The 25,178-nt window shown below is 38.5% G+C and carries 18 protein-coding genes; 7 read left to right on the top strand and 11 right to left on the bottom strand.

Features of this window, described 5'->3' with window-relative positions; translation table 11 throughout:
• Positions 1-430 precede the first annotated feature (430 nt).
• Positions 431-595 (top strand): hypothetical protein, encoded by a 165-nt coding sequence (locus CFK40_RS20935; protein ID WP_161493837.1) that lies wholly within the window; start codon positions 431-433, stop codon positions 593-595.
• 434 nt (positions 596-1,029) lie between these two features.
• Here the strand turns inward: CFK40_RS20935 and CFK40_RS05265 are convergent, their stop codons facing one another.
• Both CFK40_RS05265 and CFK40_RS05260 read right to left on the bottom strand, forming a co-directional pair.
• The gene (locus CFK40_RS05265) at positions 1,030-2,490 is read right to left on the bottom strand and encodes a CoA-acylating methylmalonate-semialdehyde dehydrogenase (protein ID WP_089531225.1); all 1,461 of its coding nucleotides are present in this window, start codon (positions 2,488-2,490) and stop codon (positions 1,030-1,032) included.
• Positions 2,491-2,544: 54 nt separating this feature from the next.
• A complete protein-coding gene (locus CFK40_RS05260; protein WP_089531223.1) occupies positions 2,545-3,909 on the bottom strand; it encodes an aspartate aminotransferase family protein in 1,365 nt (454 codons plus the stop codon).
• Between the two features lie 241 nt (positions 3,910-4,150).
• Between CFK40_RS05260 and CFK40_RS05255 the strand changes: the two genes are divergently transcribed.
• On the top strand, positions 4,151-5,791 hold the full coding sequence (locus CFK40_RS05255) for a PucR family transcriptional regulator (protein WP_227001872.1): 1,641 nt from the start codon (positions 4,151-4,153) through the stop codon (positions 5,789-5,791).
• A gap of 448 nt (positions 5,792-6,239) precedes the next feature.
• A complete protein-coding gene (locus tag CFK40_RS05250; protein ID WP_089531221.1) occupies positions 6,240-7,709 on the top strand; it encodes an NCS1 family transporter in 1,470 nt (489 codons plus the stop codon).
• Positions 7,710-7,996: 287 nt separating this feature from the next.
• Here CFK40_RS05250 and CFK40_RS05245 read toward each other — a convergent pair whose 3' ends face one another.
• From CFK40_RS05245 to CFK40_RS05215, 7 genes are all read right to left on the bottom strand, one after another.
• Positions 7,997-9,142 (bottom strand): trans-sulfuration enzyme family protein, encoded by a 1,146-nt coding sequence (locus CFK40_RS05245; protein WP_089531219.1) that lies wholly within the window; start codon positions 9,140-9,142, stop codon positions 7,997-7,999.
• Positions 9,143-9,500: 358 nt separating this feature from the next.
• Positions 9,501-10,010: a YfiT family bacillithiol transferase gene (locus tag CFK40_RS05240; protein WP_089531218.1), complete on the bottom strand. Its 510-nt coding sequence runs from the start codon at positions 10,008-10,010 to the stop codon at positions 9,501-9,503.
• A 254-nt stretch (positions 10,011-10,264) separates the two neighbouring features.
• On the bottom strand, positions 10,265-10,501 hold the full coding sequence (locus tag CFK40_RS05235; protein ID WP_227001871.1) for a hypothetical protein: 237 nt from the start codon (positions 10,499-10,501) through the stop codon (positions 10,265-10,267).
• A gap of 16 nt (positions 10,502-10,517) precedes the next feature.
• Positions 10,518-11,930 (bottom strand): dihydropyrimidinase, encoded by a 1,413-nt coding sequence (gene hydA / locus CFK40_RS05230; RefSeq protein WP_089531216.1) that lies wholly within the window; start codon positions 11,928-11,930, stop codon positions 10,518-10,520.
• Positions 11,931-11,949: 19 nt separating this feature from the next.
• Positions 11,950-13,230: an NAD-dependent dihydropyrimidine dehydrogenase subunit PreA gene (gene preA / locus CFK40_RS05225; protein WP_089531214.1), complete on the bottom strand. Its 1,281-nt coding sequence runs from the start codon at positions 13,228-13,230 to the stop codon at positions 11,950-11,952.
• 32 nt (positions 13,231-13,262) lie between these two features.
• A complete protein-coding gene (locus CFK40_RS05220) occupies positions 13,263-14,639 on the bottom strand; it encodes an NAD(P)-dependent oxidoreductase (RefSeq protein ID WP_089534295.1) in 1,377 nt (458 codons plus the stop codon).
• A 71-nt stretch (positions 14,640-14,710) separates the two neighbouring features.
• Positions 14,711-15,958, bottom strand: a complete 1,248-nt coding sequence (locus CFK40_RS05215) for a Zn-dependent hydrolase (protein ID WP_089531212.1) — start codon at positions 15,956-15,958, stop codon at positions 14,711-14,713.
• Between the two features lie 685 nt (positions 15,959-16,643).
• On the opposite strand from CFK40_RS05215, the gene CFK40_RS05210 reads away from it, so the two are divergent.
• From CFK40_RS05210 to CFK40_RS05200, 3 genes are read left to right on the top strand one after another with little or no spacing between them, the layout of a single operon-like run.
• Complete coding sequence (locus tag CFK40_RS05210; protein WP_089531210.1) at positions 16,644-16,862, top strand: hypothetical protein; 219 nt, start codon at positions 16,644-16,646, stop codon at positions 16,860-16,862.
• A complete protein-coding gene (locus CFK40_RS05205) occupies positions 16,862-18,364 on the top strand; it encodes a sodium:solute symporter family protein (RefSeq protein ID WP_089531208.1) in 1,503 nt (500 codons plus the stop codon). Before CFK40_RS05210 ends, CFK40_RS05205 begins: the two co-directional genes overlap by 1 nt.
• A gap of 25 nt (positions 18,365-18,389) precedes the next feature.
• Positions 18,390-20,012, top strand: a complete 1,623-nt coding sequence (locus CFK40_RS05200; RefSeq protein WP_089531206.1) for an amidohydrolase — start codon at positions 18,390-18,392, stop codon at positions 20,010-20,012.
• Positions 20,013-20,232: 220 nt separating this feature from the next.
• On the opposite strand, the gene CFK40_RS05195 is transcribed toward CFK40_RS05200, so the two are convergent.
• The gene (locus CFK40_RS05195) at positions 20,233-22,425 is read right to left on the bottom strand and encodes a glycoside hydrolase family 84 protein (RefSeq protein WP_227001869.1); all 2,193 of its coding nucleotides are present in this window, start codon (positions 22,423-22,425) and stop codon (positions 20,233-20,235) included.
• A gap of 240 nt (positions 22,426-22,665) precedes the next feature.
• On the opposite strand from CFK40_RS05195, the gene CFK40_RS05190 reads away from it, so the two are divergent.
• Positions 22,666-24,069 (top strand): YfcC family protein, encoded by a 1,404-nt coding sequence (locus CFK40_RS05190; RefSeq protein ID WP_089531204.1) that lies wholly within the window; start codon positions 22,666-22,668, stop codon positions 24,067-24,069.
• 494 nt (positions 24,070-24,563) lie between these two features.
• On the opposite strand, the gene hxlA is transcribed toward CFK40_RS05190, so the two are convergent.
• Positions 24,564-25,178, bottom strand: a complete 615-nt coding sequence (hxlA, locus tag CFK40_RS05180) for a 3-hexulose-6-phosphate synthase (protein ID WP_089531200.1) — start codon at positions 25,176-25,178, stop codon at positions 24,564-24,566.

Below are 25,178 nucleotides of genomic sequence, written 5' to 3'. Positions count from 1 at the left end.
ACTATTTCTGGTTATTATAATTTATGCATTTTCTCCTTCCTTTTATAGTATAAATAATATTCTAAATATATCGCAAACTGAATGCGTGCGCATCCTATTAGACATTCATATATAAATTATTACTTACAAACTGGCATGATAAAGTGAAACTTCATTCGGTGGAGACTGCTGAAAAAGTTAATATAGTACAAAATATGTGGATCCAACACGTTTTCAGTGGCCTCATTCAGTGGGGGGTTATTGCCCGTCAAACTGTGATAAATTGGAACTACTCTACTAAAATATATTTATACTCGTTTTCTACCATTACTCTCATCACCCTATACAAACGCTTTTAAAATTACAGGGTCTAGTATATTGTTTTTTGGAACACTAGAACTGTATACTATAAATGTGCCTTCCCTCCTTCTTTAAAAGGGGGTGATAGACAATGTCTGATTGCAACAAAAAACCGACGTATGACCAACAAAGAAAAGAGAAATTAAAAGATAAAAAAAAGAGAGAACTATTCGGGTTTAACGCATTAGAATTAGCAGCAATAACTGCAATTCTTAAAACGCTTTACGAAGTCCTCTCTTCCCTGTTTCTAAAGTAACCTAGAAAGAAACAGTAATTATTAGATGTGATTGCCGGTTGGTAGCCTTGACCAAGCTACCAAGCACTTATTGACCCAAAAAAGCCCCATTACCAGAAGGTAGGGATGCCGGCACCATCTAATAATAATTATGAATAGAATTAACATTATAGAACAATTTTATACTTTATAACGATAAAGGGCTAGACTTTCTTAAAGCACAAAAAAAGACGCCACAGTGACCAAACTGTAACGCCTTTTTTAAATCGACCACTTTGATAGAGAATGTCTAATTCTACCGACGTATTAGTATTTCCCTAGTCTTTTTAAAATTAACCTGTTTCTATACTCTATTATAACAAGAAATGCCAGATTTGCAATCTTAATCACTTTTTTTGGTAATGTAAGATAGTTCCTCGGTACGTATGATTCAATCCGTTATAAACGTTCTACAATTACACCCAGCGAGTAGTAACGACTTTCTTTCGTGTATAGAACTCAACACCATCTTTACCATTCGCATGTAAATCACCATAAAAGGAATCTTTCCATCCAGAGAATGGAAAAAATGCCATTGGAGCTGGTACACCAATGTTTACACCAAGCATACCTGCATCTATCGTCTCTCGGAAAGTACGAACACTCCCACCATCTTTTGTAAAAATACATGCACCATTTGCAAAACGTGATTTGTTTGTTAGCTCAACTGCATCTTCTAAGTCTTTCACTCTGCTAATAGATAGAACAGGGGCGAAAATTTCATCTTCCCAAATTTTCATTTCACTTGTTACATGATCAAATATAGTTGGTCCGACGAAATAGCCTTCTTTCTTGACACTTTCATCTTTACGACCATCCCGAATAAGTTTTGCTCCTCCTTTTTCACCATCTTCAATATATTGTAACGTACGTTCTTTATGATTATCGCGAATAACTGGACCTAAGAATACTCCCTCATCCAAGCCATTACCAATCTTTACTTCATTGGCTTTTTGAACAAGCATTTCAGTAAATTCATCGGCAATTGAATCTTCTACAGCTACAACAGAACATGCCATACAACGCTCGCCTGCAGATCCAAATGCAGCACTAATTATTTGGTCGGCCGCATTTTCTAAGTTAGCATCGTTTAGTACGACAGAATGATTTTTAGCCCCTGCAAGTGCCTGGACTCGTTTAAGGTTTTCGGTACCTTTTTTGTATACATATTCGGCAACAGGTTGTGAACCTACAAATGAAATAGCAGCTATTTCTTTGTGCTCTAATAATCCATTTACCACATCATGTGCCCCGTGGACTATATTGAATACACCTTCAGGCAATCCTGCTTCTTGTAGCAATTCAGCTAAACGATTTGCAAGTAATGGTGTACGCTCAGATGGTTTTAAAATGAATGTGTTACCTGTAACAATTGCCATCGGGAACATCCAACATGGCACCATCATTGGAAAATTGAATGGTGTGATTCCACCTATAACACCGATAGGGTAGCGGTAGACACCAGACTCAAGACCTGTTGCGATTGAAGGCAATTGACTACCCATCATTAATGACGGTGCCCCTGATGCATACTCGACACATTCTATGCCACGCAATACCTCTCCTTGCGCTTCTTTTAGACTCTTACCGTTTTCGATTGTTAGTAATTCTGCTAATTCATCCCAGTGTTCAACCAGTAGTTGTTGATATTTAAATAGAATACGAGCACGTTTTGGAACCGGAACTTCCTTCCAACTTTGAAAAGCTTCACTAGCAACTTCTACCGCATGATCTAAATCTTCTTTTGAAGAAATAGGCACATGGGCAATTATTTCTCCTGTCGCAGGATTATAAACACTTTCTGTTTTCTCCGACTTTGCCTCAATCCATTTTCCGCCAACATAGTTCTTTAATGATTTTACAATTGTTTGAGTCATCATAATAACCTCCTAGATTTTTGTTATGTTTGAGCTATTCTTACTTTAATTTTCTTAGGACTCATTTTGTTTAAAGACCTTTTTCACTACAGTAATAATGAAATCCAAATCTTCGTCTGTACTAGAAAGCGGTGGGCAAATTGTTAAAATGTTATTATATCCCGCTACCGTATCCCCATTTTTTCCAATAATTAAACCGTTGACTTTACATTCCCCAATGATTTTACTAACCCGCTGAGCAAGTGCAGGTTCTTTCGTTATTTTATCCTCTACTAATTCGATACCCATTAAAAATCCCTGGCTACGAATATCCCCTACGTATGGGTGGTCTTTCAATTCTTCTAACTCTTTTTCTAATCGGTCCCCTAAAATTGCAGCTCTCGACACTAGGTTTTCTTGCTCAATAATCTCGATATTTTTCAAGGCAACTGCACAGGCTGCTGGGTTACCTCCAAATGTATTTACATGACGGAAGTGACTATTTTCCTCACTATTCTTAAACGTTTCATAAATGTCTTTACGAACAGCTGTGATTGATAATGGTAGATAGGCACTTGTAAGTCCTTTAGCCATCGTAACAATATCTGGCCTACTATCATAGTGCATATGACCAAACATCTTACCTGTTCTGCCAAACCCGCAAATGACCTCATCAATAATTAATAAAACACCATGTCGTTTACAGATCTCTTGTACTTTTTTTACATATACAGGATGCGGAATTAACACGCCTCCTCCAGTAATTAGCGGTTCCATGATAATCCCCGCAATGGTCTCTTTCTGCTCCCATATAATTTTTTCCTCAAGTTCCTCGGCTCTTCGTAAATTATATTCTTTAACAGATTGCCCAGCGGGGCGACGGTAATTATCAGGTGGTGCAACATGCAGAAATCCAGAAGAAAGTGGTTCGTATTTATATTTACGTAATGCTTGACCAGTTGCGGATAACGCCCCCATCGAACTTCCATGGTATGCTCGGTAACGTGAAATAAACTTATATCTTAACGATTCGCCGTTTTGCTGATGGTATTGGCGGGCAATCTTAAATGCCACTTCATTTGCATCGGAACCACTATTAGAATAGAAGATCATATAATCGTCATCCAACAATTCATTTATCTTTTCAGCAAGCTCTATTGCCGGGGCATGACTTTGAATCATAGGTGCATAAGCCATCTGTTTCATTTGTTCATATGCAGCTAGCGCCAATTCTTCTCTTCCATAACCGACGTTTACACACCAAAGCCCAGACATTCCATCAAGAAGCCTATTTCCATTATGATCAGTTATCCAGGATCCTTTTGCTTCTGTCACAACCATCGCAGGATTATCCTTATTATACGGTGAAACATGATGCCACACATTTTGACGATCCTTTTCAACAAGTAACTTCTTTTTCTTGTCTTCTACAGTTTCCATAACTACCTTCTCCCTTCTCTAGACAAACTTCGACTTTACGCATTGTCCACTAACATTTTTTGTAAACGCTTACTTTTATTAGGGGTCATCTTACGAATTTCCCTGCTGATTTTGTATTACCTGTAGTTGACACTAGTTCAACTATCCTTCATAATTTATTTTACAAATAATTTCTAACATTGTCATTTTACATAAGGTTAAATCATTTTGAATTTGACTTAACGCTTTGGAGGAATGTAGCTTGATTAGTAGATCCCAATTAACCATTAAAAATGTACTTACAAGAGATACGTTTCAACATGCTAAAGTTATCGCTGGAAGCAATGGATTAGGAAAATTGGTGAAATGGACGCATATACTGGAAACCAACAAATTCGAGTCATTAATAAATGGGGGCGAATTAATTCTAACAACAGGTGCAGGACTACAGCTTGATTCCCAAACAAAACTTACCTATGTTGAAAAATTAATAGAAAGAAGTGCTGTAGGTATATGTATTGAAATTGGCACTCATGTCAATAAAATGCCATCCGAAATAATACAACTTGCAGATAAACATGATTTCCCAATCATTATATTTGAAGAAGTAGTGAAATTTGTTGATATAACGCAAGATCTTCACTCATTAATAATTAACCAACATCATCTAGAACTGAATCAATTAAATTTATTATCAAAAAAATTTAATGAGCTTTCCCTTTCACCAAACGGTATATTAAAAATTCTTCAGGAACTATACGCTAACTTTAAAAAAAGCACCTTATTTATTACGGTTGATACCAAATCTTATTATTACCCTCCTGAAGTTAAGGACATGGATGAACTAATACGTTCCTATTTCAAAGGGTTCAAGGAAAAAAATATGCAACAACGTTTTTTTTCACTAAATGGAGAAAACTTTGCTTTGTTTCCAGTAAAGGGTCTAGGACAAGTCTGGGGATATTTATGTCTACAAGTAAAAGATAGCTTACTAGATGAGTTTTTCTTTACGGTAATGGACTGTGCCGCACTTGCCATCGCACAAATCATGTTGAGAAACAGAACGATTGAAGAAAGAAAACAAAACCAAGAAGATGAACTAGTTCGGAATTTATTACAAGGCAAGAATTATGACCTAAACGAACTGCAATCGGTCATTCCATCCCTGACAATGAATTTGTATTATAGAGTTATTCTCATTCAAACAAATTACCCTGAAATAAACTTAGTTGAAAAAGACTGGGAAGAAATAAAATTACAACGATCGATGATGTTCAAGTCCCTGTTTAAACAACATGGTTTTTTTCCTGCTGTATCCATTGGAAAAAGTGAAATTGCAATTATTTCTTCCTATACTACAGATGATCATTTAATAAAAGATAAGACAAAACTTTCACAGGTAATACAAACAATACGTGAAATAAAGGAACCTAACATCTTGGATGGCAGTAAATGCACGTTTGGTGTAAGTAAAGCCTACAAAGATATTACGCTTGTATCTAGAAGTTATAAGGAAGCTAAAGATGTTTTTATTTTGCAAGAGTCAAAAAAGGTACAAACATTTTTCTACGAGAATCTCGGTGTATTTCGCCTTCTTTTACTATTACACGAAAGTGGACAACTTGAATCTTATATCAATGACTACTTGGGAGGATTATTAAAATACGACCAAGAAACGAAAAGTGATCTGTTCACAACACTTGAAATATACTTGGAATGTAGCGGTTCTAAAAAGGAAGCCGCCGAACAATTGTTTATAGTTCGACAGACACTCTATCACCGCCTCGGAAAAATTGAACAACTTATCGGGAAAGGTTTTATGGATCCTATGAATCGTTTGGCACTTGAAACTGCTATTAAAGCTTACTATCTGGTAAAAAATACCCCCGTAAATAATCATTGAAATCAGCTTAAAATATACATTATGTAAAACAAGCTACCATCCTATTTAACATTGTGTTTAGTGTTCTTAAACGTTATTTACTTTATAGTTAAAATGTATTCTGCTAATTCTAAAAACTCAAAATACAAAAAAGAAGGAGGACGTTTTGAAGCTACAATTTGCCATTCAGTAATTCGCTTTAGTGTGTGTTCAAAAAGTCGCCGAATTAGAAATAAGAAGGTCGAGGCACGAGACTTTTGAGGACCGGAACGTATGCCCTTAATACGTGAGGACCGGAAAAACCGAGTAACGAAGAGATTCGCCATTTATCATTTGGTGACTTTTTGAACATCCTCTATAAGAAAGAATCATAACCCCTGTTTTTCAGTTAATGCAAACGAACTGTTACAACTGAATTTTTCGTTAGCAGAATAATAAAGGTGAATTATCTTAACAGGAGGGTTTATTAATGAAAAGGAATTCGGGGAATTACCTAAAGTCACCTGATTTACTTCCAATTTCTCACAAAGAAAAGTCGATTAGTACGACTGGCTTCTTCTTCATGTGGATTGGAATGAGCGTTCTGTTAGCAACATTCGCGATTGGTGCTGCAGGAGTTCAGAGCATTCCTTTAGGTTGGGTCGTTACGGCAACCTTCATAGGATCGCTTGCTATCGGTATATTTATTACATTAATCGGCGATATCGGAATTGAACACGGAATATCATTTCCAGTCTACATGAGAGCACCATTTGGGATAGTTGGAACCCATTTTCCTTCCATAATCCGTGCTGTCTCAGCATCATTTTGGTTTGGGGTAAATACTTACTTTGGCGCAACTGCAATTAGTGTAATTTTAACTATTCTCTATGATTACGATAACTGGTTCATTTGTTTTCTTGTGTTTGCTCTATTTCAATTAATAAACACTGCACTCGGGATAAAATGGGTTGAGCGTTTTGCGGAAATTTCGGTACCATTCATTATTATTGTTTCCATTTGGATGTACAGTACGTTATCAACTCAAGCACTTGAGCAAGGAAAAAGTGTATGGACATGGGTTGAAAGCCCAGTTTCTGGCGTTGCAACGATAACAGCATTTATGGTTGTTGTCTTCGCTAATATGGGATTTTGGGCTACGTTGGGTGCTGACATTCCAACCATTTCAAGGCACATTAAAGCACCAAAATTTGAGAGAAATTGGTTTAAGCGGAATAAAGGTACGTTAATCGGAAGTGTTATCGCACTCCCATTGACGGGATGTTTCATGATTATGATTGGGGCTGCATCATTTACAGCTGCTTCTACAAATAATCCCGTAATAGCCTTGCAGGATAGTACGACTGGATGGATGCTATGGGTCTTATTGATAATGGTCATTCTCACGCAGTGGTCTACCAATATTTCTGCCAACCTTGTTCCAGCCGCGGCTATTTATTCCAACACTGGAGGCCCTAAAGTTTCCTATGCTGTAGCTGTCTTTATAGCAGGAATCGTGGGAATTGTCATCCAACCGTGGAATGTTATGGACGTAATATTAACCGCTTTATTAATCATCGGGGCAATTTTATCATCGATAACCGGCGTTTTGTTTGTAGATTACTATATTTTGCGCAAGCGAAGAGTGAATGTCCCTGATTTATACAAAAACGATGGTCAATACTCTTATTGGAAAGGCATAAATATTGCTGGATTTTTATCCTGGATTATAGGCGGAGCAGTAGCATGTCTATTTTTGGATTACTCCTTCATTATTGGATTTATTGTAGGTTCAATTGCTTATTATGTTTTAGCTAAGTATTGGTGGTTCAAGAAATATAATCAGAAGGAAATAGAAGACCCAGACGATGAAAAGTACTTAGGAATAACAGTTGGACGGGACTGGGAGATAGATACCAATGGTGAAACAGACGAAAAAGATGATGCAGTGAGTTTGTGAATGCTGTTTTAATTACTTTTTCATGCGTAATTGTATGCGCTTTCATTATCTTGTGATTCAATTTCTGCTTACGGTGGTAAGACCTATCATAAAAATGGTAAGAAGGCTACACTTAACTGTCCAGTTATGTGTAGCCTCTTTATTCATAGCAGATATATTCAACTTATCCGCTTTTGATGTAGCTTTCGAGTAAAACATCATGGATCCGGTTTACTATTTCGGCCAAAACCTTGACGACTTCTTTCATGCGCTTGCCTCCATTTTAATTCCAGCATTATTAGCTATCGCTAAGACAGAACAGATTCCTTTAATGCATGTTCAAAGGCGGCGATAATATCGGCTGCATCCTCTATTCCTACCGAAATCCGTACTAGTCCTTCTGTAATGCCAAGCTCCTTCCTAGAAGCTTCAGGAACAGCACGATGCGAAGTGGATAGTGGATATGAAACAGATGTTTCCACACCTGCCAACGTAGGAACTATTTTTACCCAGTCTAACGATTTGAAAAAGTCGGCTACATTACATCTCCCGGTGATATCAATTGTGACGATCGCTCCGTTTCCTTTTGATGACACATTCTCGGGATAATAAACCTTTTGCACGGCATTGTTTTCTTTTAATGCATTGGCTAAAGCTTGAGCGTTCTTGGCATGACGCTCCATTCTTACGCTTAAAGTCTTTAAACCACGGCAAGCAAGCCATGCTTCAAAAGGGCTCAAATTACTACCTAAATTAACTACTTTTGATTTTGCTTTGGCAATCAGGTCTTCTCTACCGACTAGCACACCTGCAGTAACATCACTATGCCCGCCAATGTATTTCGTTGCACTATGCACAACCAAGTCAACGCCCTCTTCAAATGGCGTACAGAAGTAAGGGGTTGCGAATGTATTGTCAATCATCGTGTAAAGATTGTGGTTCTTCGCAATAGTAACTAGTGCAGACAAATCTTCCACACGCAGTAATGGGTTCGTTATAGACTCCGAATAAATCAGTGTGGTGGTAGATTTAATATTTTTAGAGATTTCTTCCTGGTTAGTAAAATCAACAAATGTAACCTCAATCCCAAAATCCGGCAATTCATTTGCTAAAAGTTCATATGTACCCCCATAGATATCCTTAGATGCAACAATATGGTCACCATGCTTAGCGACACTCAATATCCCTGCTAAAATCGCCGACAACCCTGAAGAAGTCGCCACACCATGCGGGGCACCTTCCAACTGTGCAATTGCTTCACCCAATTCATCTGGATTTGGATTACCAACCCGGGTGTACAAATAATCATTCTTCCCGTTAAAAAAATCTTCTATATCATCAAGATCGGTAAACTTGAAGGCAGAGGTCTGATAGATTGGAGTTACCTTGCTTGTAAATGATTTCTTTTCTTTATTGGATAGGTGGACTGCTCTTGTATCAAAATTTTGTGTCATATTATCTCTCTCCCTTACCCTATTACATAATAATACTATCTACTTTAACGCACCAAAAGGAAAAATACCAACATACGGTGTCAGGCACTTCTTAAAATAGCTTCATCTGCAGATCATTGTTTCCCGGAGCAGAATCTGATTTAGCGACTTTGTAGCCAGCTTGTTGTAGCCTTTCATCTTTTTATCGAACTGGGGTCTTATCCAGCAAATTTAAGTTTCGGTTTTATAAAAAAATTTGATCATTTTCTATCTGTGTTGCTCTACAATCACACTTTAGTTGAATAAAACTTCTGTAATTATTCCATTTAAAAAAAATTGGCTTATCGAAGTTCGAAAAGCCAATTCCATACATATTGTATTATTTTGATAATGCAATTTTTATATGGGCTAAGTGGTGCTCTTCGTGCCAAGCTAATTTCGCAACTTTTGTGGCAACTGTTATTTTACCGTTATTCTGGTGAGTAAAAGCTCGATCTAATTGCTCTTCAGTTAAACTATATCCTAAAGATACGATGCGCTCATTTATACCTTCTAGCATTTTAATAGAACTTTCTATAGGAAGCTTTGTATCCGGTTGAATAGCCCACTTTTCTTGATCAAAAGCTGGTACTGTTGGAATCTCATCTGTTAAAGCAAGCTTCAAACGTTGATACATGTTCAACTGAGAATCTGCAATGTGATGAACAAGTTGACGAACCGTCCAGCTACCATCGCGATATGTTCTGCTTAATTCCTCATCACTTAATGAGTCAACAGTTTCTCTTAATTTAATCGTGTACGTTTCGATTTCCTTTAGCCATTCTTGAATATTTTCTAATGTTACTTTCTTAGGAACTTGTAATTCTCCAATTGGAAATCTTACATCCATTTTCAATCACCTTTCTCTATTCGTTATTTTTTTACTTATTTATTATTATTTTTAATCCTCTTTATATTTTAACATAATATCTAATTCCCTTAAAATGGCCCGTCGTATGGAATAAAGCTATGTTTTATTTTTACCATAAAAACACCCTTTGGACTAAAGCATACCAAAGGGGTAAACCGGTGCAACTTTTTATAAACAGTTGATCTTTTTTAAAACGGTTAAACTTTATTTCAAAGCAACATTTGATCCTATTCTTATTGCGCTTTTTGCTGTTTGTGAATAAGCGTTGAGAAATAAATTCTGGTGTCTGGATTTAATAGTTGGAGTTCCTCTGTTTCAAGTTCCTTTTCCTCAGTTATCCGGGAAAACTCTACAAATGCGCCACTTAGCGTCTCATTAACTGCTGTAATTCGATACCCCTTGCTATACAGATTATCGATTTTTTCTTTCTCACCCAGAAATTCTTTGTGGTGTGACATTGGCCTTTCCACAGTTTATTTCCTCCCTTTAACTTAAAGATTTTTCAGTAACTTTTTTAGTACTATTAAACCGTTTTCGTTTTAAATAGTTACCTTCTCCTGGACTACCAACAAATTGTTTGTCGCGGATTACAAATTCTCCTCGGGACAACACAGAAATTGGTTCGCCGGTGACTTTCATTCCTTCAAATGGGTTGTAATCAACGTTCATATGATGCGTGTCAACAGATAATGTGCGTTCCCGATTTGGGTCAAAGATTACGATATCCGCATCACTGCCGACTGCAATAGTCCCTTTTTGTGGAAACAACCCAAAGAGCTTCGCTGGTTGCGTCGAGACCATATCAACAAATTGATTGATTGAAATCCGTCCTTTTTTAACTCCTTCAGAGAAAAAGAGACTAAAGCGATCTTCAATAATCGGACAACCGTTAGGTATTTTCGTAAAGTCACCTTTCCCTAAGTCTTTCTGGCCTTTAAAGTTAAAGGAGCATTGATCAGAACCTAATGTTTGCAATTGGCCGTTTTTCAACGCATTCCAGAGTACATCTTGATTCCATTTCTCACGTAATGGAGGAGAACACACATATTTAGCTCCCTCAAAGTTAGGCTCTTCTAAATTCGATTGGTCTAATACTAAATACTGTGGGCATGTCTCCCCCCATACGTTATAACCTTTTCGACGAGCTTCTGTGATTTTTTCAAGTGCAGCAGCGGAAGTTACATGTACAACGTATAGCTGGGAGTCGGCAAGGCCAGTTAGCTCGACAGCTCTTCCTGTTGCTTCCCCCTCTAATTCTGGTGGTCTTGTCAGTGCATGATGGATTGGATCTATGTTACCTTTGTCTAATGCTTCTGTTACGAGGTGATCAATGACATCACCATTTTCAGCATGAACCATGACTAGTGCACCATGTTCTTTTGCAGTTAAAAGTGTACGAAACAGTACGCTGTCATCAACTTGAAAGACATTTTTATAAGCCATAAATACTTTAAACGATGTAATGCCCTCTTCTTCAATAATAGAAGGGAGTTCACTTAATACAGCGTCATTTACTTCTCCTATCATTAAATGGAAACTATAATCAATGACGGCTTTATCTTTTGATTTTTCATGCCAATGACTAACGGCATTTCTTAACGGCTCTCCTTTATTCGTCAAACAAAAGTCGATAACCGTTGTTGTACCTCCATAGGCCGCAGCAATCGTTCCTGTTTCAAAATCATCAGCTGTTACAGTTCCACCAAATGGCATATCTAAATGGGTATGCGGGTCAACGCCTCCTGGAAAAAGGTATGCCCCTTTTGCATCGATCACTTCATCTATATCTTCCGTCAGATAGGCCCCAATTGAAGTCACCTTGCCATCTTCAATGAGCACATCAGCCTCGTATTCGTCAGTCGCGGTTACAATTATTCCATTTTTTATCAATTTTTTCATACTTTTCATCCCCTTTCAGTTATTTGACCAAACTAATTCCACATGATGGTTGCTTTATCGCAGTCTCACGTTCTTTCCATGTCATTGGCTCATCGCTTGGAATCTCAATCATGTCAATCGCTCCATCCACCGGACAAACAATCGAACATAAGTTACAACCAACACAGTCTTCTTCGTGAACCTTTAAGTAATTGCTACCATCTTTAGCAGTTAGCATATCAATACATTGATGTGCCGTGTCTTCACAAGCAATATGACATTTATTACAATTAATACACGTGTCTGTATTGATGCGGGCAACAGTTTTATAGTTGAGATCAAGATCACCCCAGTCAGAATACTTCGGAACAGACTTCCCAACTAGGTCTTCAACAGAGTCTAAGCCTTTATCGTCCAGATAATTGTTTAAACCATCAACCATATCTTCTACTATGCTAAAGCCGTGGTGCATAGCTGCTGTACAAACTTGTACACCGCCTGCCCCCATTAACATGAATTCCACTGCATCTCTCCAGTCTGAAACCCCTCCAATTCCAGATATAGGAACATTAATAGTTGAGTTACGAGCACATTCAGCAACCATGTTAAGGGCGATTGGTTTTACAGCAGGACCGCAATAGCCACCGTGCGCTCCTTTTCCAGCTACATGTGGGATGGTGTTCCAGGTATCAAGATCGACGCCGGCAAGACTATTAATTGTATTAATCATACTAATCGCGTCCGCTCCGCCTTGAACTGCCGCATATGCAGTTGCGGTAATGTCGGTAATGTTCGGTGTTAACTTCACAATGACAGGTGTTTCAGCTACCTCCTTCGCCCACATCGTTTGTTTTTCGACGAGTTCTGGTACTTGTCCGGAAGCCGCTCCCATGCCACGCTCTGCCATCCCGTGTGGGCAGCCGAAGTTTAATTCAAATCCATCTACCCCAACCGCTTCTACTCTTTTTACAATCTCATGCCATTTTTCTTGTTGAGGCTCTACCATTAGTGAGGCAATGATGGTGTGATTAGGAAATCTTTTTTTCGTTTCGTAAATTTCTTTTAAGTTTACTTCAAGTGGACGGTCAGTAATTAATTCGGTGTTATTGAAGCCTGCCATACGCTGACCATTGAAGTGCGTGCCTGCAAAGCGAGAGGATATATTTAATATCGGTTCGCCAAGTGTTTTCCAAACCGCCCCTCCCCATCCCGCTTCAAATGCTCTTTGCACCTGATACCCTGAATTTGTTGGCGGTGCAGAAGCTAACCAAAATGGATTTGGTGATTTTATTCCAGCAAAGTTAATACGTAAATCTGCCACAAAAATACCTCCCGTAACTTGTTTGTGATTCGTTAAGCATTTACAGTCGCGTTCTCACCAATCAATTCTTTATAGATCGAATAAGCGGTTAACTTTCCTTGTTCTGCCGCTTCAACGACCATTGCCTCTCCTTGACCATTACCGAAAATCACATCACCTGCTGCGAATACTTTTGGATTTGAGGTTTGATGTGTATCAGAATCAATAGTCACAATACCTCGGTCATGACTGAGATCAAATTCTTCAATTAAATCCACAAAACGCGATTGTCCGATCGCCTTAATAACCGCATCCACCTCTATCGTAAACGCTGAATCTTTGACCGGGGATGGACGACGACGGCCAGAAACGTCCGCTTCTCCAAGTTCCATGCGGATACACTCTAGCGCGTTAACTTTTCCCTCACTATCTGTCAAAATCTTCATCGGTTGTGTTAACCATCTAAATTCAACATTCTCTTGCTTAGCAAATTCATATTCGAACTCATATGCCGTCATTTCAGCTTCCGTTCGCCGGTACAACATTTTCACATCACTTGCCCCTAGGCGAACAGAACAAGTAGCGGCATCAATCGCTGTATTTCCTGCACCAATAATGGCAACTTTTTTGCCAATAAAATCCTCACGTAACGGTGGTGTCTTTGTCGTTTCAACAAAATTAATAGCATCGTGTACGCCGTTTGCATTCTCACCTTCTATACCAAGCATCGGCACTTTTGATAACCCAACAGCCAGCACAATTGCATCGTAAGCGCTTTCAATGTCACTGACAGAAATGTCTCGTCCAATCATGGTATTCGTACGAATCTCTACACCCAGGTTTTCAACTTGTTCCACTTCCCATAACGACACTTCTTGCGGCAAACGGAACGAAACAATACCGAACGTATCAAGACCACCGGCTTTTTCTTTCGCTTCAAAAATAGTTACGTTAAATCCAAGACGAGCAAGTTCACGAGCCGCAGACAATCCAGCAGGACCACCACCTACAATTGCGACTGTTTTTCCGTTATCTTCACCAGCTTCAAACAATTGTTCATTATTTTTTATCGCCCAGTTTGTTGCATGTCTCTGCAAATTCCCAATCATTATCGGTAGAGAGGCATCGTTTAACACACAGGCACCTTCACACAAGTCTTCTGTCGGACATACTCGTGCGCAACTTGCTCCTACCGGATTAGCGTCCATAATGACTTTAGCTGACCCTTTCATATTTCCAGATGCAATCTTTTTAATAAAGGATGGAATATTAATGTCAGTCGGACAGGCAGTAATACAAGGTGCATCGTAACAATAAAGACATCGATTTGATTCATCCATTGCTTCCTTAGGCGATAAGTCAGGCTCGATCTCATTGAAGTTTAATGATAAGTCCTTCAGTGAAGTCGTTTTATCCTTAAAACGGTTCATATGCATAATGACGTCCTCCTCATTTTTACATGTGGCCTAGAATAGTTCTTTTTATATTCTGTATGAATCTATCAATAACTGAGCTTCCCACTAGTTGACAGCGTTAAAGCAGTTTCTAGTAAAACATTAACCCCTTTTTCACAATCTTCCCATTCAGTCAGTTCTTCTTCGGCATGGCTTTTCCCATTAATACTTGGAACAAAAATCATTGCAGAAGGGATATAGCTTGCTAAAAACTGTGCATCATGACCAGCACCACTCACCATTTTTTTATAGGAGTATCCCAATGACTTTGTTGATTGCTCTAGTAGATCACACACTTCCTTATTGAACCAAACTGTATCCCGTCCCCATAACTTTGTAACCTTAACATCACAGCCCTCTTTCGAAGAAAACTGTGTAAGTTCTTGGATAATGTCCTCAACTTGGCTAATCGTTTCCGAATTCTGGTGCCTTGCTTCCAGTGAAAAGACAACTTTATTCGGGATAACTGTGTGTACATTCGGGTAAACATTCATTCTACCCATTGTGTAAACTAAATTATTATCAAGAGCACTCAATTTCTTGCGAGCCTCAGCGATTAAATTATTTGTTCCAAAGAGAGCATCCTTTCTCATGTCCATCGGAGTTGTTCCTGCATGATCAGATTCACCAGTTACCTCTATTTCATAGCAAACCATTCCAAGTACACACTCAACAACGCCAATAGAAATAGATTCTCTCTCAAGAATTGGACCTTGTTCAATATGTAACTCTAAAAAGGCGGTAGCATCTTCAAGACGGTTCTCGTAATCACCTGCGTATCCAATTTTCTGCAGTGCTTCCCTAAACGTGATTCCGTTTGCATCCACCTTTTCCATCATGGTAGCCTTTTCAAATTTTCCAGAAAGAATTCCCGATGACATCATTGATGGCTCAAATCTTGCCCCTTCTTCATTTGTAATGTTTACAACTGTGATTGGGATTTGCGGTTTAATCTTGTTCTCCACAAGCGTTCGAATTACTTCCAATCCAGCTAGTACACCTAGAACTCCGTCGAATCTACCGCCTTTCTTTACGGAGTCCAAATGTGATCCTATCACGATCGGTGGTTTATTCTCGACACCTTCAAGCGTTGCATAGGTATTCCCCAAGTCATCAATTTTTACAGATAGCCCTAACTCCTCACAACTAGAACAAAAAAAGTCCCGCGCCAAGCCATCCTCTTCAGATAACGCTAAACGAGTTACTCCATTGTTTTCGGTCCGCCCAAAATCAGCGAAACGTTCCATCGTATTTTTAAGTCTTTCTCCATTAATTAATAACCCTTCTTTTCTCATTTTGCACATCCTTTCTTACTAGTTTTATAGTTTAATTATTACATAACTTATCATCTTTTTCTACAAATTTTAAAGTCTCTTCTAAAGATTCTGTTATTTTTAATTAAACTTTCATCCTTCAATTGTAAAAAGCAAGTAAACAGGAAAAAAGGTTATATAGGTAACTTTACAATAGCGAAAAAGCAAGTACAATGTACACTATGTATAGGAATCTATTTCTTTATTTAACGTTTAGTCCACGAGAGGTGTTTTTTATTTATCAAATGTTTTTTGCTTAGTCTGCATTCACTGTGTCAACGACTGGAAAAATTAAGCAAAAGATTGAAATAATTTTATGAATCCTATGAATTACCTTGCTCTTAAGAAATACTACTTCTAGAGGATGCTTCATAAAACATTACTGCGCACATTACATGGACACAACGTGAAACGAGCCAACTTCATATTTAACACTTTGATTAGTGTTCTTGTTTGGCATTTTCTTTATAGTTATATTTATTCTGCGAATTCAAAACAGTCCGAATGGAGGAGGATTTAATATCGGAATTGCGTCATGAGTTTTTTGAATTGATGAAAGGGTTGCGTCGAAATGAATGCGCTAACACTGAAGATATAGACACGAAACAACTATTTCAGGTCACATTGAATTTCCTTAAATAAAAAATAAATCACGGAGGGGATATAAATGAAAGCCACATTCAGACTTCCTAACACAGGTAAAGGTTGGATTAGTTTGGGTCTAATCATTTTTGTAATTCTTTTAGGTAGCTGGCCAGTAATACCATTACTTAACAATGAAACTATTATTCTAGGGATGCCTATCCTTATGACTTGGTCAGTAATTATTATCTTTTTAACAACCTTTATTATGTGGTTTATCAACAAGATCGGGGGGATTAAATAATGGGTATTTACATTCCATTTATTATCACTGTTTCCTACATGGTAATTGCTGTGATACTCGGTTATTCCGCGGGTAAAGGGAGAAATATGGATGATGCGGAAGAATGGGGTGTTGGTAGCCGAAGCATGGGGCCCATTATGATGTATCTTCTAATTGGTGCCGGGGGTGTTAGTGCATATACGTTCATGGGTTCACCAGGATGGGCCTTTTCTAAAGGTGTACCTGTTTTATATGTTGTAATCTATTTAACGTATATGGCTATCGTTGCTTGGTATTTCGGTCCGAAAGTATGGGAACTCGGGAAAAAATATAATCACGTTACACAGTCAGCTGCAATATCTGATCGTTATGAAAGTAAACAACTAGGGGGATTAGCCTCAATTGTTACTTCAATTGGAATTCTGGCCTATGCAATACTTCAGACAACTGGAGCCGCTTATATCTTGAACGTAATGAGTTACGGTTTGATTCCTACATGGGTCGGTGTTTTTATATCTCTTGGTGTTATTTCTATCTACCTGTATAAAAGTGGTCTAAAAGCGATAGGTGTTACAAATGCCTTTCAAGGTGGATTAATGTTAGTTGTCTCATGGTTTGTAGGTCTATGGGCTACTCACCAATTTACTGGAGGTTATTCATTCAGGCCTATTTTTGAACGCGTAAAAGCTGATATTCCGGAGTTCATGACACTACCTGGGGCGTTAGGTGATATGAATGTTACATTTTGGACAACTTCGATATTGATTTCTATTTTTTCTATTTGGCAAACTCACTGGATACAGTGGATGGGAGCAAATTCAAAGAAGTCTATCAAACGAGCAGCCACTTTACTACCAACGTTTTATATAGTACTCATACCAATGATAGTAGTTGGCTTTATTGGAATCTTTATGTACCCAAATCTTGCAAATCCAGATACAGTAGCTATTCAAATGGCAGTAGATAATATGCCTGTAATTGTCGCAGGTCTTCTAGGTGCTGGTACGTTGGCTGCTGCAATGTCTTCCAGTGAACCTTGTATTCATGCAACTGCCCTTAGCTATAGCAAAGATGTACTACAACCACTTTTAAAGTGGGATGATGATACCGCTGGAAAATGGACGAGAAGATTGATATTCCCAATCATGGTTTTTATTATCGCACCTATCTCCATCATGGAGCCAGCAAGTTTGGTGTATATATTGTTAATAGGATATGGATTTATTGGACAAGCATTTCCGGCAATTGTCGGTATGTTTTTCTGGCCAAGAGCAACAAAGCAAGGTACATTTTGGGGGTTATTTGGAGGATTTATTGTAACCGTACTATTTTCTTTCGTGTACCCTCACCCGCTTGGCGTTCACGCTGGAATTTGGGGGTTATTGGTAAACATGTCTGTCTTCGTTACTGTTTCATTGATGACAAAACCTGCGTCTAGAGAAACAATCGAACGTTTCTTTCCTGACATGGTAGATGAATTATATGAAGAAGACACACCGACAAATACAATAGAAGCAAAATAACCAGTATCATAAGGGAGGATTTTTTTTGGAAAAACAAACTTTATTTATTGATGGAGAAGTTATAACGGTTAATGGTAGCAATCAAGTTACAGAAGCAGTAGCTATAAAGGGGAATAGGATCCAAGCAGTTGGGTCAACCGAAGATATCCTAACACTAAAAGATGAAAATAGTGAAGTTATTAAATTGAATGGCAATACATTGATGCCCGGTTTCATTGACTCTCATCTGCATATTACGATGTATGGGACTAATGCACTTTCAATTTCATGTAAAAGTGAACATATTCAATCCATCGATAATCTACTGAAAGATATAAAAAAAAGAGCAACTAGTACTCCTAAGGGGGAATGGATCCGAGCTTGGGGTTACCATGAGGGAAACATAGCAGAAAAACGTTTTCCAACAAAAGAAGAAATGGACACTGTTACAACAGACCATCCTATTCTTGTAGTGCGCACATGTGGGCATATTTCAGCTGTGAATAGTCATGCACTTCGCCTGGCTAATATTGATAAGAATACCCCTGACCCGGATGGTGGAAGGTTTGAAAAAAGAAAAGACGGAGAACTCACGGGACTAATGGTCGAAAATGCTCATATGAAAATGTTTACCGTGGCTTCTTTTACAGATGAAGAAATGAGAAAGGCACATAAAATTGCTTCTGAACATTTTGCAGAAAAAGGGATCACATCTATTCATGATGCTACAGGCTATGGTCTAGACAATATACATGCTTTACAAGCTGACTCACAAAAGGGTGTTATTAAACAGCGCATTTATGCAATGATTGGGGCATTAAGTAAACCGCAAGATGTTGTTAAACATATGGTTGATTCAGGAATATTTACTGGATTAGGGGATAATAAGTTCAAAATTGGACCAGTGAAACTATTCCTTGATGGCAGTAGTAGCGGTCCAACCATATGGACACGTGATCCTTATACGAGTGACCCAGAAAACTTTGGTGTTCATTATTTCAAGCAGGAAGAAGTTGATGAATTATTTATTCCCGCCCACGCAAAGGGTTGGCAGATAACTTCTCATGCACAAGGTGACGCTGCAATTGATATGCTGTTAAAATGCATCGAAAAAGCAAATGAATTATACCCTCGTCAAGATACAAGACATCGAATTGAGCATGCAGGTATAGCAACACCCGACCTAATCAAAAGAATGAAAGAACAAAATGTAGTACCGATACCAAATCCTGCATTCCATTACGAGTATGGAGATGGATATATTGAGAACTATGGGGAACGTGCTGCGCATATGTATCCACTAGGAGACTATTTAAAGGAGGATGTTGTAGCAGCAATTGCATCTGACTGTCCTGTTACTGACTTTTCACCAATTCGTGGGATTCATACTTCATTAACACGTCAATCTCACTCAGGACAAATAGTTGGTGAAAACCAAAAGGTTTCTCTCTTAGAAGCTATAAGAATGTACACGATTAATGGAGCGTATGCATCTTTTGAGGAAGACGTAAAAGGAAGTTTAGAACCTGGAAAATTAGCCGATCTCATTCTTTTCGACCGTTCATTAATGAATACCGATACTGATGAACTATTAGAAGCACAAGTAGAATGGACAATGATTGATGGTGAAATTGTTTATAATAAAACCAAAGTAGAAGTCAAGTCATGAAAGAATTGATACCTAAAGATAGTAGTTCGCTAAAGTAATTATTATTGCAAATATATTAACAACTGTTCTTTTTTACAAGGTGGATTAAAACAGCAGATAACAAATGACTACCCGGAGAAATTAAAATGTACCCTATGGAGAGTAAACACTGAAAAAGGTGACTACTCTTTAGGGTACATTTTATACTTGTATAGGTTAATTGCCCGGGTTAAAATGAGAATTATTTAGGTATAGTAATAAGCACCTGACCATCTTCTATTTCAACTTCTGCACCGAGTAACGCATTTTCCATAAGCCAATCACTACCATGTATACTTAATACATAACCATTATCAGGAATCGAGGAATTGTTCCCGCCTCTTTCAACAATTGTTCCCTCTACCACGGTAACTTCATATCCATAAATGTTGGTTCTGGTGGTATCGCCATGCTTAGGTGTATACTGGATGAGCTCCCCCGCACCGCGAACTTTATTCACGCCATCCAATGGCCTTGAAAGAACGTATTCTCCATATATAGCTTGTATGAGGAATGGTTTTATTACAAATTTACCCATTTCTTGCGGAATTTCATCCAGCTGACTAATCAAGGAGGTTAGTTCTTCTCTATATTGGTCTGCTGAATTGGAATCCCCTGCTTTCTCAGACATTAATAGATTTACAGCAACGACCCCTGCTTCCCCTGATAATTCCAGTTTTTTTAAATATGGGTCTATTTCTTCAAGGAATTGTTTATTATCCATATTTTTCTGCAGACGATCTGGTACCGTTTGCAGATTCTCGAATTCTGCTAACAGACTTCCTGCCTCCTCCTCCGCATCATTGTTCATATAAGCCTCCCAAAACTTATCTAGCAAAGGTTCTAAGGTTAAGGATTCCTTATCGGTAATCCTAGAAGAATAAGAGTTTTCTGCAAACGTTTTTAATGCTTCAGCGGCATCTCCCCCAAATGATTGAATACTACGTTCCCATGATTCTTTGGGATCATAATTATATGGATTCCATGTATAATCAGCAATTGTGTACAATGGAATTTTGGAGGCTTCTGCTTCATTCATTGGATTTGCTGCCAGTCCAATCACACCGTTTTCTGTTAAATCAGCATCCCGTTTTACAAGTGGACCAAGAAACAAACGATTTCTATCAAAGTCATTCACGGGGTAATTATCCCAAATAAACAGATCATGTTTAAAGATTTCCGAAACTTCTTTTGCCCCTTCTGAGGTGATTTCCTCAGGAACGACTGCAGGACCTGTCCACATCACTATCGTATCATCATGTACTAAGTCAGCAAATTGTTCCCTATATGTGTTTGTATGATTTCCTGCATAGTCAGTTGGAACTGTAATCAAACGTTCTGCACCTTCATGCGTTTTGATAAACGATTCGTTAAAGCGATTTAAAAGATAAGCTTGTGCTGCAGCCGTCGGATCTGGATCATCTCCGAATTTTTCTATATCCTGTTCGCAATGAAGCTCATAGCTGATATCATCTAGAAATATAGCGTAGGATCGCACACCTAAATCCCATACCGCCTCCATCTTATCCATTAATAACTCAAAGTCCTGATCTCCTGAGTAACAAACCGTATTACCTGGAGAGAGGGAAAATGTGAACTCCACATGATTTTCATTTGCTTTATCAATTAGTTCCTTCAATTCATTTAATTCTTCCTCCGGATATGGTTCGCGCCAATCCTCTCGATGGTAAGGATCATCTTTTGGCGCATAAATATAGGAATTCATTTTATTTTCTCCATAAAACTCTAACTGACTTAATCGATCATCATGGTTCCAAGGCGGTCCGTAAAATCCTTCAATCGATCCTCGTAGCGCCATTACCGGCCAATCACGAATTTCAATCGAAGGGATCCAATCACGCCCTTCTCTTTCCTGAATCAGCTGCTCAAAAGTTTGTGCTGCATAATATGTTCCAGCCTTATCTTTACCAGCTAGTACTATACGCTTGTCTCCAGTTAAACGAGAAGCAAGCACATACCCTTCTTCCTTTAACTTTTCTGGCCCGTCCACACTAAGTTCCTGTAATATCTTACTGGAGTCCTGATTCTCTGAAGGACCACCAATCCAAATGGTTACAGGGGTGTTTGGTTTCGACTCTCCTTCACTTTTACGGATGATTCGTTTTACATCAGCTTCTTTCAAAGTCTGTTCAACTTCACGAATCGCCGCTTCATCCGTGGACTCTCCAATAACCAGACCAACTACAGGGGTTAGTGGGAAGCCCTGTCCTACTATTTGCATTTCCTGAGGAATCGGATTCATGTTTAACTCACTCTCCTGTTCATGTTCTTCTGCATCAACATAACTGCTGTTAGCCAACAACATGAATAGAATTGGTGCTAAGGAAAGTATCAAGGCTCTTGTTACAAACGCGTTTCGGTTTTTAATTAACAAAACTACCACACTCCCTTTTCTAGTATTCAAACCTTTCTTAATTATGACTTTTCTTTCAAAGTATAACTACTAGATGTATACCTGTCTATACCACTTTTAGTCTAGTTTTTTAAAAATTATATTATATCTAGTTCTTTTACCCTAAATCTTGTTGGAAAATAAAGAATTGAAAAAAAATAGGTTAACTACTATACTAAAGAATAAATTCAACTAACTAGTAGTAAGAGAGGACTAAAAAATATGCAATCAGATCAAAACAAGAAACGAAAACAGAAATTAGAAATGCCTGATACATACGTGATTCTTTTTATCGTATTGCTAATGGCTGTCATTGCAACCTATATTGTGCCAGCTGGGTCCTTTGAAAGGGAAACGATCGATGGAGTCGAACGAGTCATTCCCGGGACATATAGTGGAGTGGAAGGTGACACGATTGGCTTTATGGATATTTTTCTAGCTCTACAAGAAGGTATGGTTCAATCCGGTGGCCTAATATTTTTAGTTCTATTTGCAGGAGGAGCATTTGAAGTAATTGAGAGATCAGGTGCAATTAAAGGTGGAATTCTTCGCGCTGTCAACAAAACACGCGGTAAAGAGTTCTGGTTAATTGCTATCGTTTCCATATTATTTGCACTTGGAGGAGCAGTTGGGGCAGTAGCCAATTCCGTCATTCCATTCGTCGCAATTGGTATTATCATAGCACGTGCGTTAAAATTGGATGCAATTGTAGCAGTTGCGATCACATTTGGCGCAACATTTGCAGGCTTTAATGTTGGGTTTCTGAACCCATACACAGTAGGAATTGCCCAGTCAATTGCTGACGTTCCACTATTCTCAGGTATGTTATTCCGGGTTATCGTGTTTATTGTCATTGTCGGTGTAACAATTGCGTACACGTGGCGGTATGCAAAGAAGATACTTGATGATCCCTCCAAAAGTATGGTGGGCATTTTAGATGAATCACAAGGTTCGGAAGATGAATTAAAGGCACCTTTTACGACCCGCCATAAGCTGATACTAAGTTTTGTTGGACTTGCATTACTGTTTTTTGTCTTCGCTACCATTCAATTTAAATGGACAATTAATCATATGGCTGCATTCTTTATTATCATAGGACTTGTCTCCGGAGCCATGGCTGGAATGAACTATAATAAAACAGCGTTAACATTTTTAGATGGTTGCGCGAAGCTAGTTTACGGCGCTTTAATTATCGGTGTTGCTCGTGCTATTTTAATCGTTATGGAAGATGCACAAATTCTTGATACGGTTGTAAACGCCCTTTCCATACCCCTTGAAGAACTCACGCCTGTATTTGCGGCTCTTGGAATGTTTGTAGCAAACGCGTTGCTAAACTTTTTAGTACCTTCCGGAAGCGGACAAGCAATGATTTCGATGCCCATCCTAACACCACTTGCTGATATGGTTGGTATCACTCGCCAAGTAGCTGTACAGGCTTATCAATTTGGCGATGGGTTTACGAACAGTATTTTCCCTACATCCGGACCACTTATGGCAAGTCTTGCCGTAGCTGGTGTAGCTTGGATAAAATGGGCAAAATGGATGCTTCCTTTATTTCTTATTTGGGTGCTAATTGCCATAATTATGCTGACCATAGGAGTTTTAATTAACTGGGGTCCGGTTTAACGATGAGTGCCTGTCACAAGATCCAAAATGGGGGACAAGAAAAACAGTGAAGGCAAGAATGTCTTATGGTATGGCTATAAAGGTCCCTTAGCCGTTTTTTTAGAAGTATAGTACAAAGTAGAGAAATGAACCCCTGTCAGCAGTGGAAATATGCGAGACTCCTGCTTAAAAAAACAAGCTAGGCAAGACCCCGCAGGCGAGGTACGAGCTGAGGAGGCTTGGCGCTTGCCCGCGGAAGCGAGTATATTTCCACTGTGGCACCACAAACACATGCAAAACAAAATAGAGCGTTTTTTAAAAACAAGAATTTATATTCTGCAGGTCTTTGTATTTTTAAAAAGAGTAATTATGAAATTGATTCCGTTATCTCTGAAAAAAAGCAGTGGAATCTTATTGTCCCACCGCTTCTCTCTTATCCTCACTAAATTCCATTGTTACACCCAGCGAGATGTAACTACCTTTTTACGTTTATAGAAATCTAAGCCATCTTCTCGTTAAAGGTATGCTCTCATTCTAGCAGCGACTTTTTTTGGGTCTTCCGCTTTTGTTATCGCACTTCCTACTATGATCGTGTCTGGCTTTTCTTGTACAACAGCAGAAATCTTGTCTAAATTAATTCCTCCGGCCACCGTAACTTCAAATTCAAAGCCTTTTAATAATGAAAATAGATCCGTGTTGAATGATTCTTCTGCCTGCTTATCTTTTCCAACATGAAGACTAACCAAATCAACTCCAAGATCATGCAGTTCTTTCACTCGTTCCCTTGAACGAACTTCTAAAAGGTCAACCATTAGACGGCTTCCCTTATCACTTGCGACATTCAACATATCTGTAATGGTTGAATTTGCGGAAAAGGCCATTACGGTGGTGATATCTGCACCAGCTTCAAATGCTTGCAGCGCTTCATGTTTTCCGGCATCACAGGTTTTCATATCGGCGACGATTTGTTTATCTGGAAATAGCTCTTTCATTTCCCTGACAATAGCCATCCCATATTCTTTAATAACCCCTGTACCCACTTCAATGATATCCATTTCTTTTTCTGTTTCTTTAACAATGCGGATGCATTCATCTCTTGTCAATCGATCTAGCGCAAGCTGTAGCTTCAT

This window comes from Virgibacillus necropolis, assembly GCF_002224365.1.
Classification (GTDB): domain Bacteria; phylum Bacillota; class Bacilli; order Bacillales; family Amphibacillaceae; genus Virgibacillus_F; species Virgibacillus_F necropolis.
This window is presented reverse-complemented; position numbering and strand designations above follow the sequence as displayed.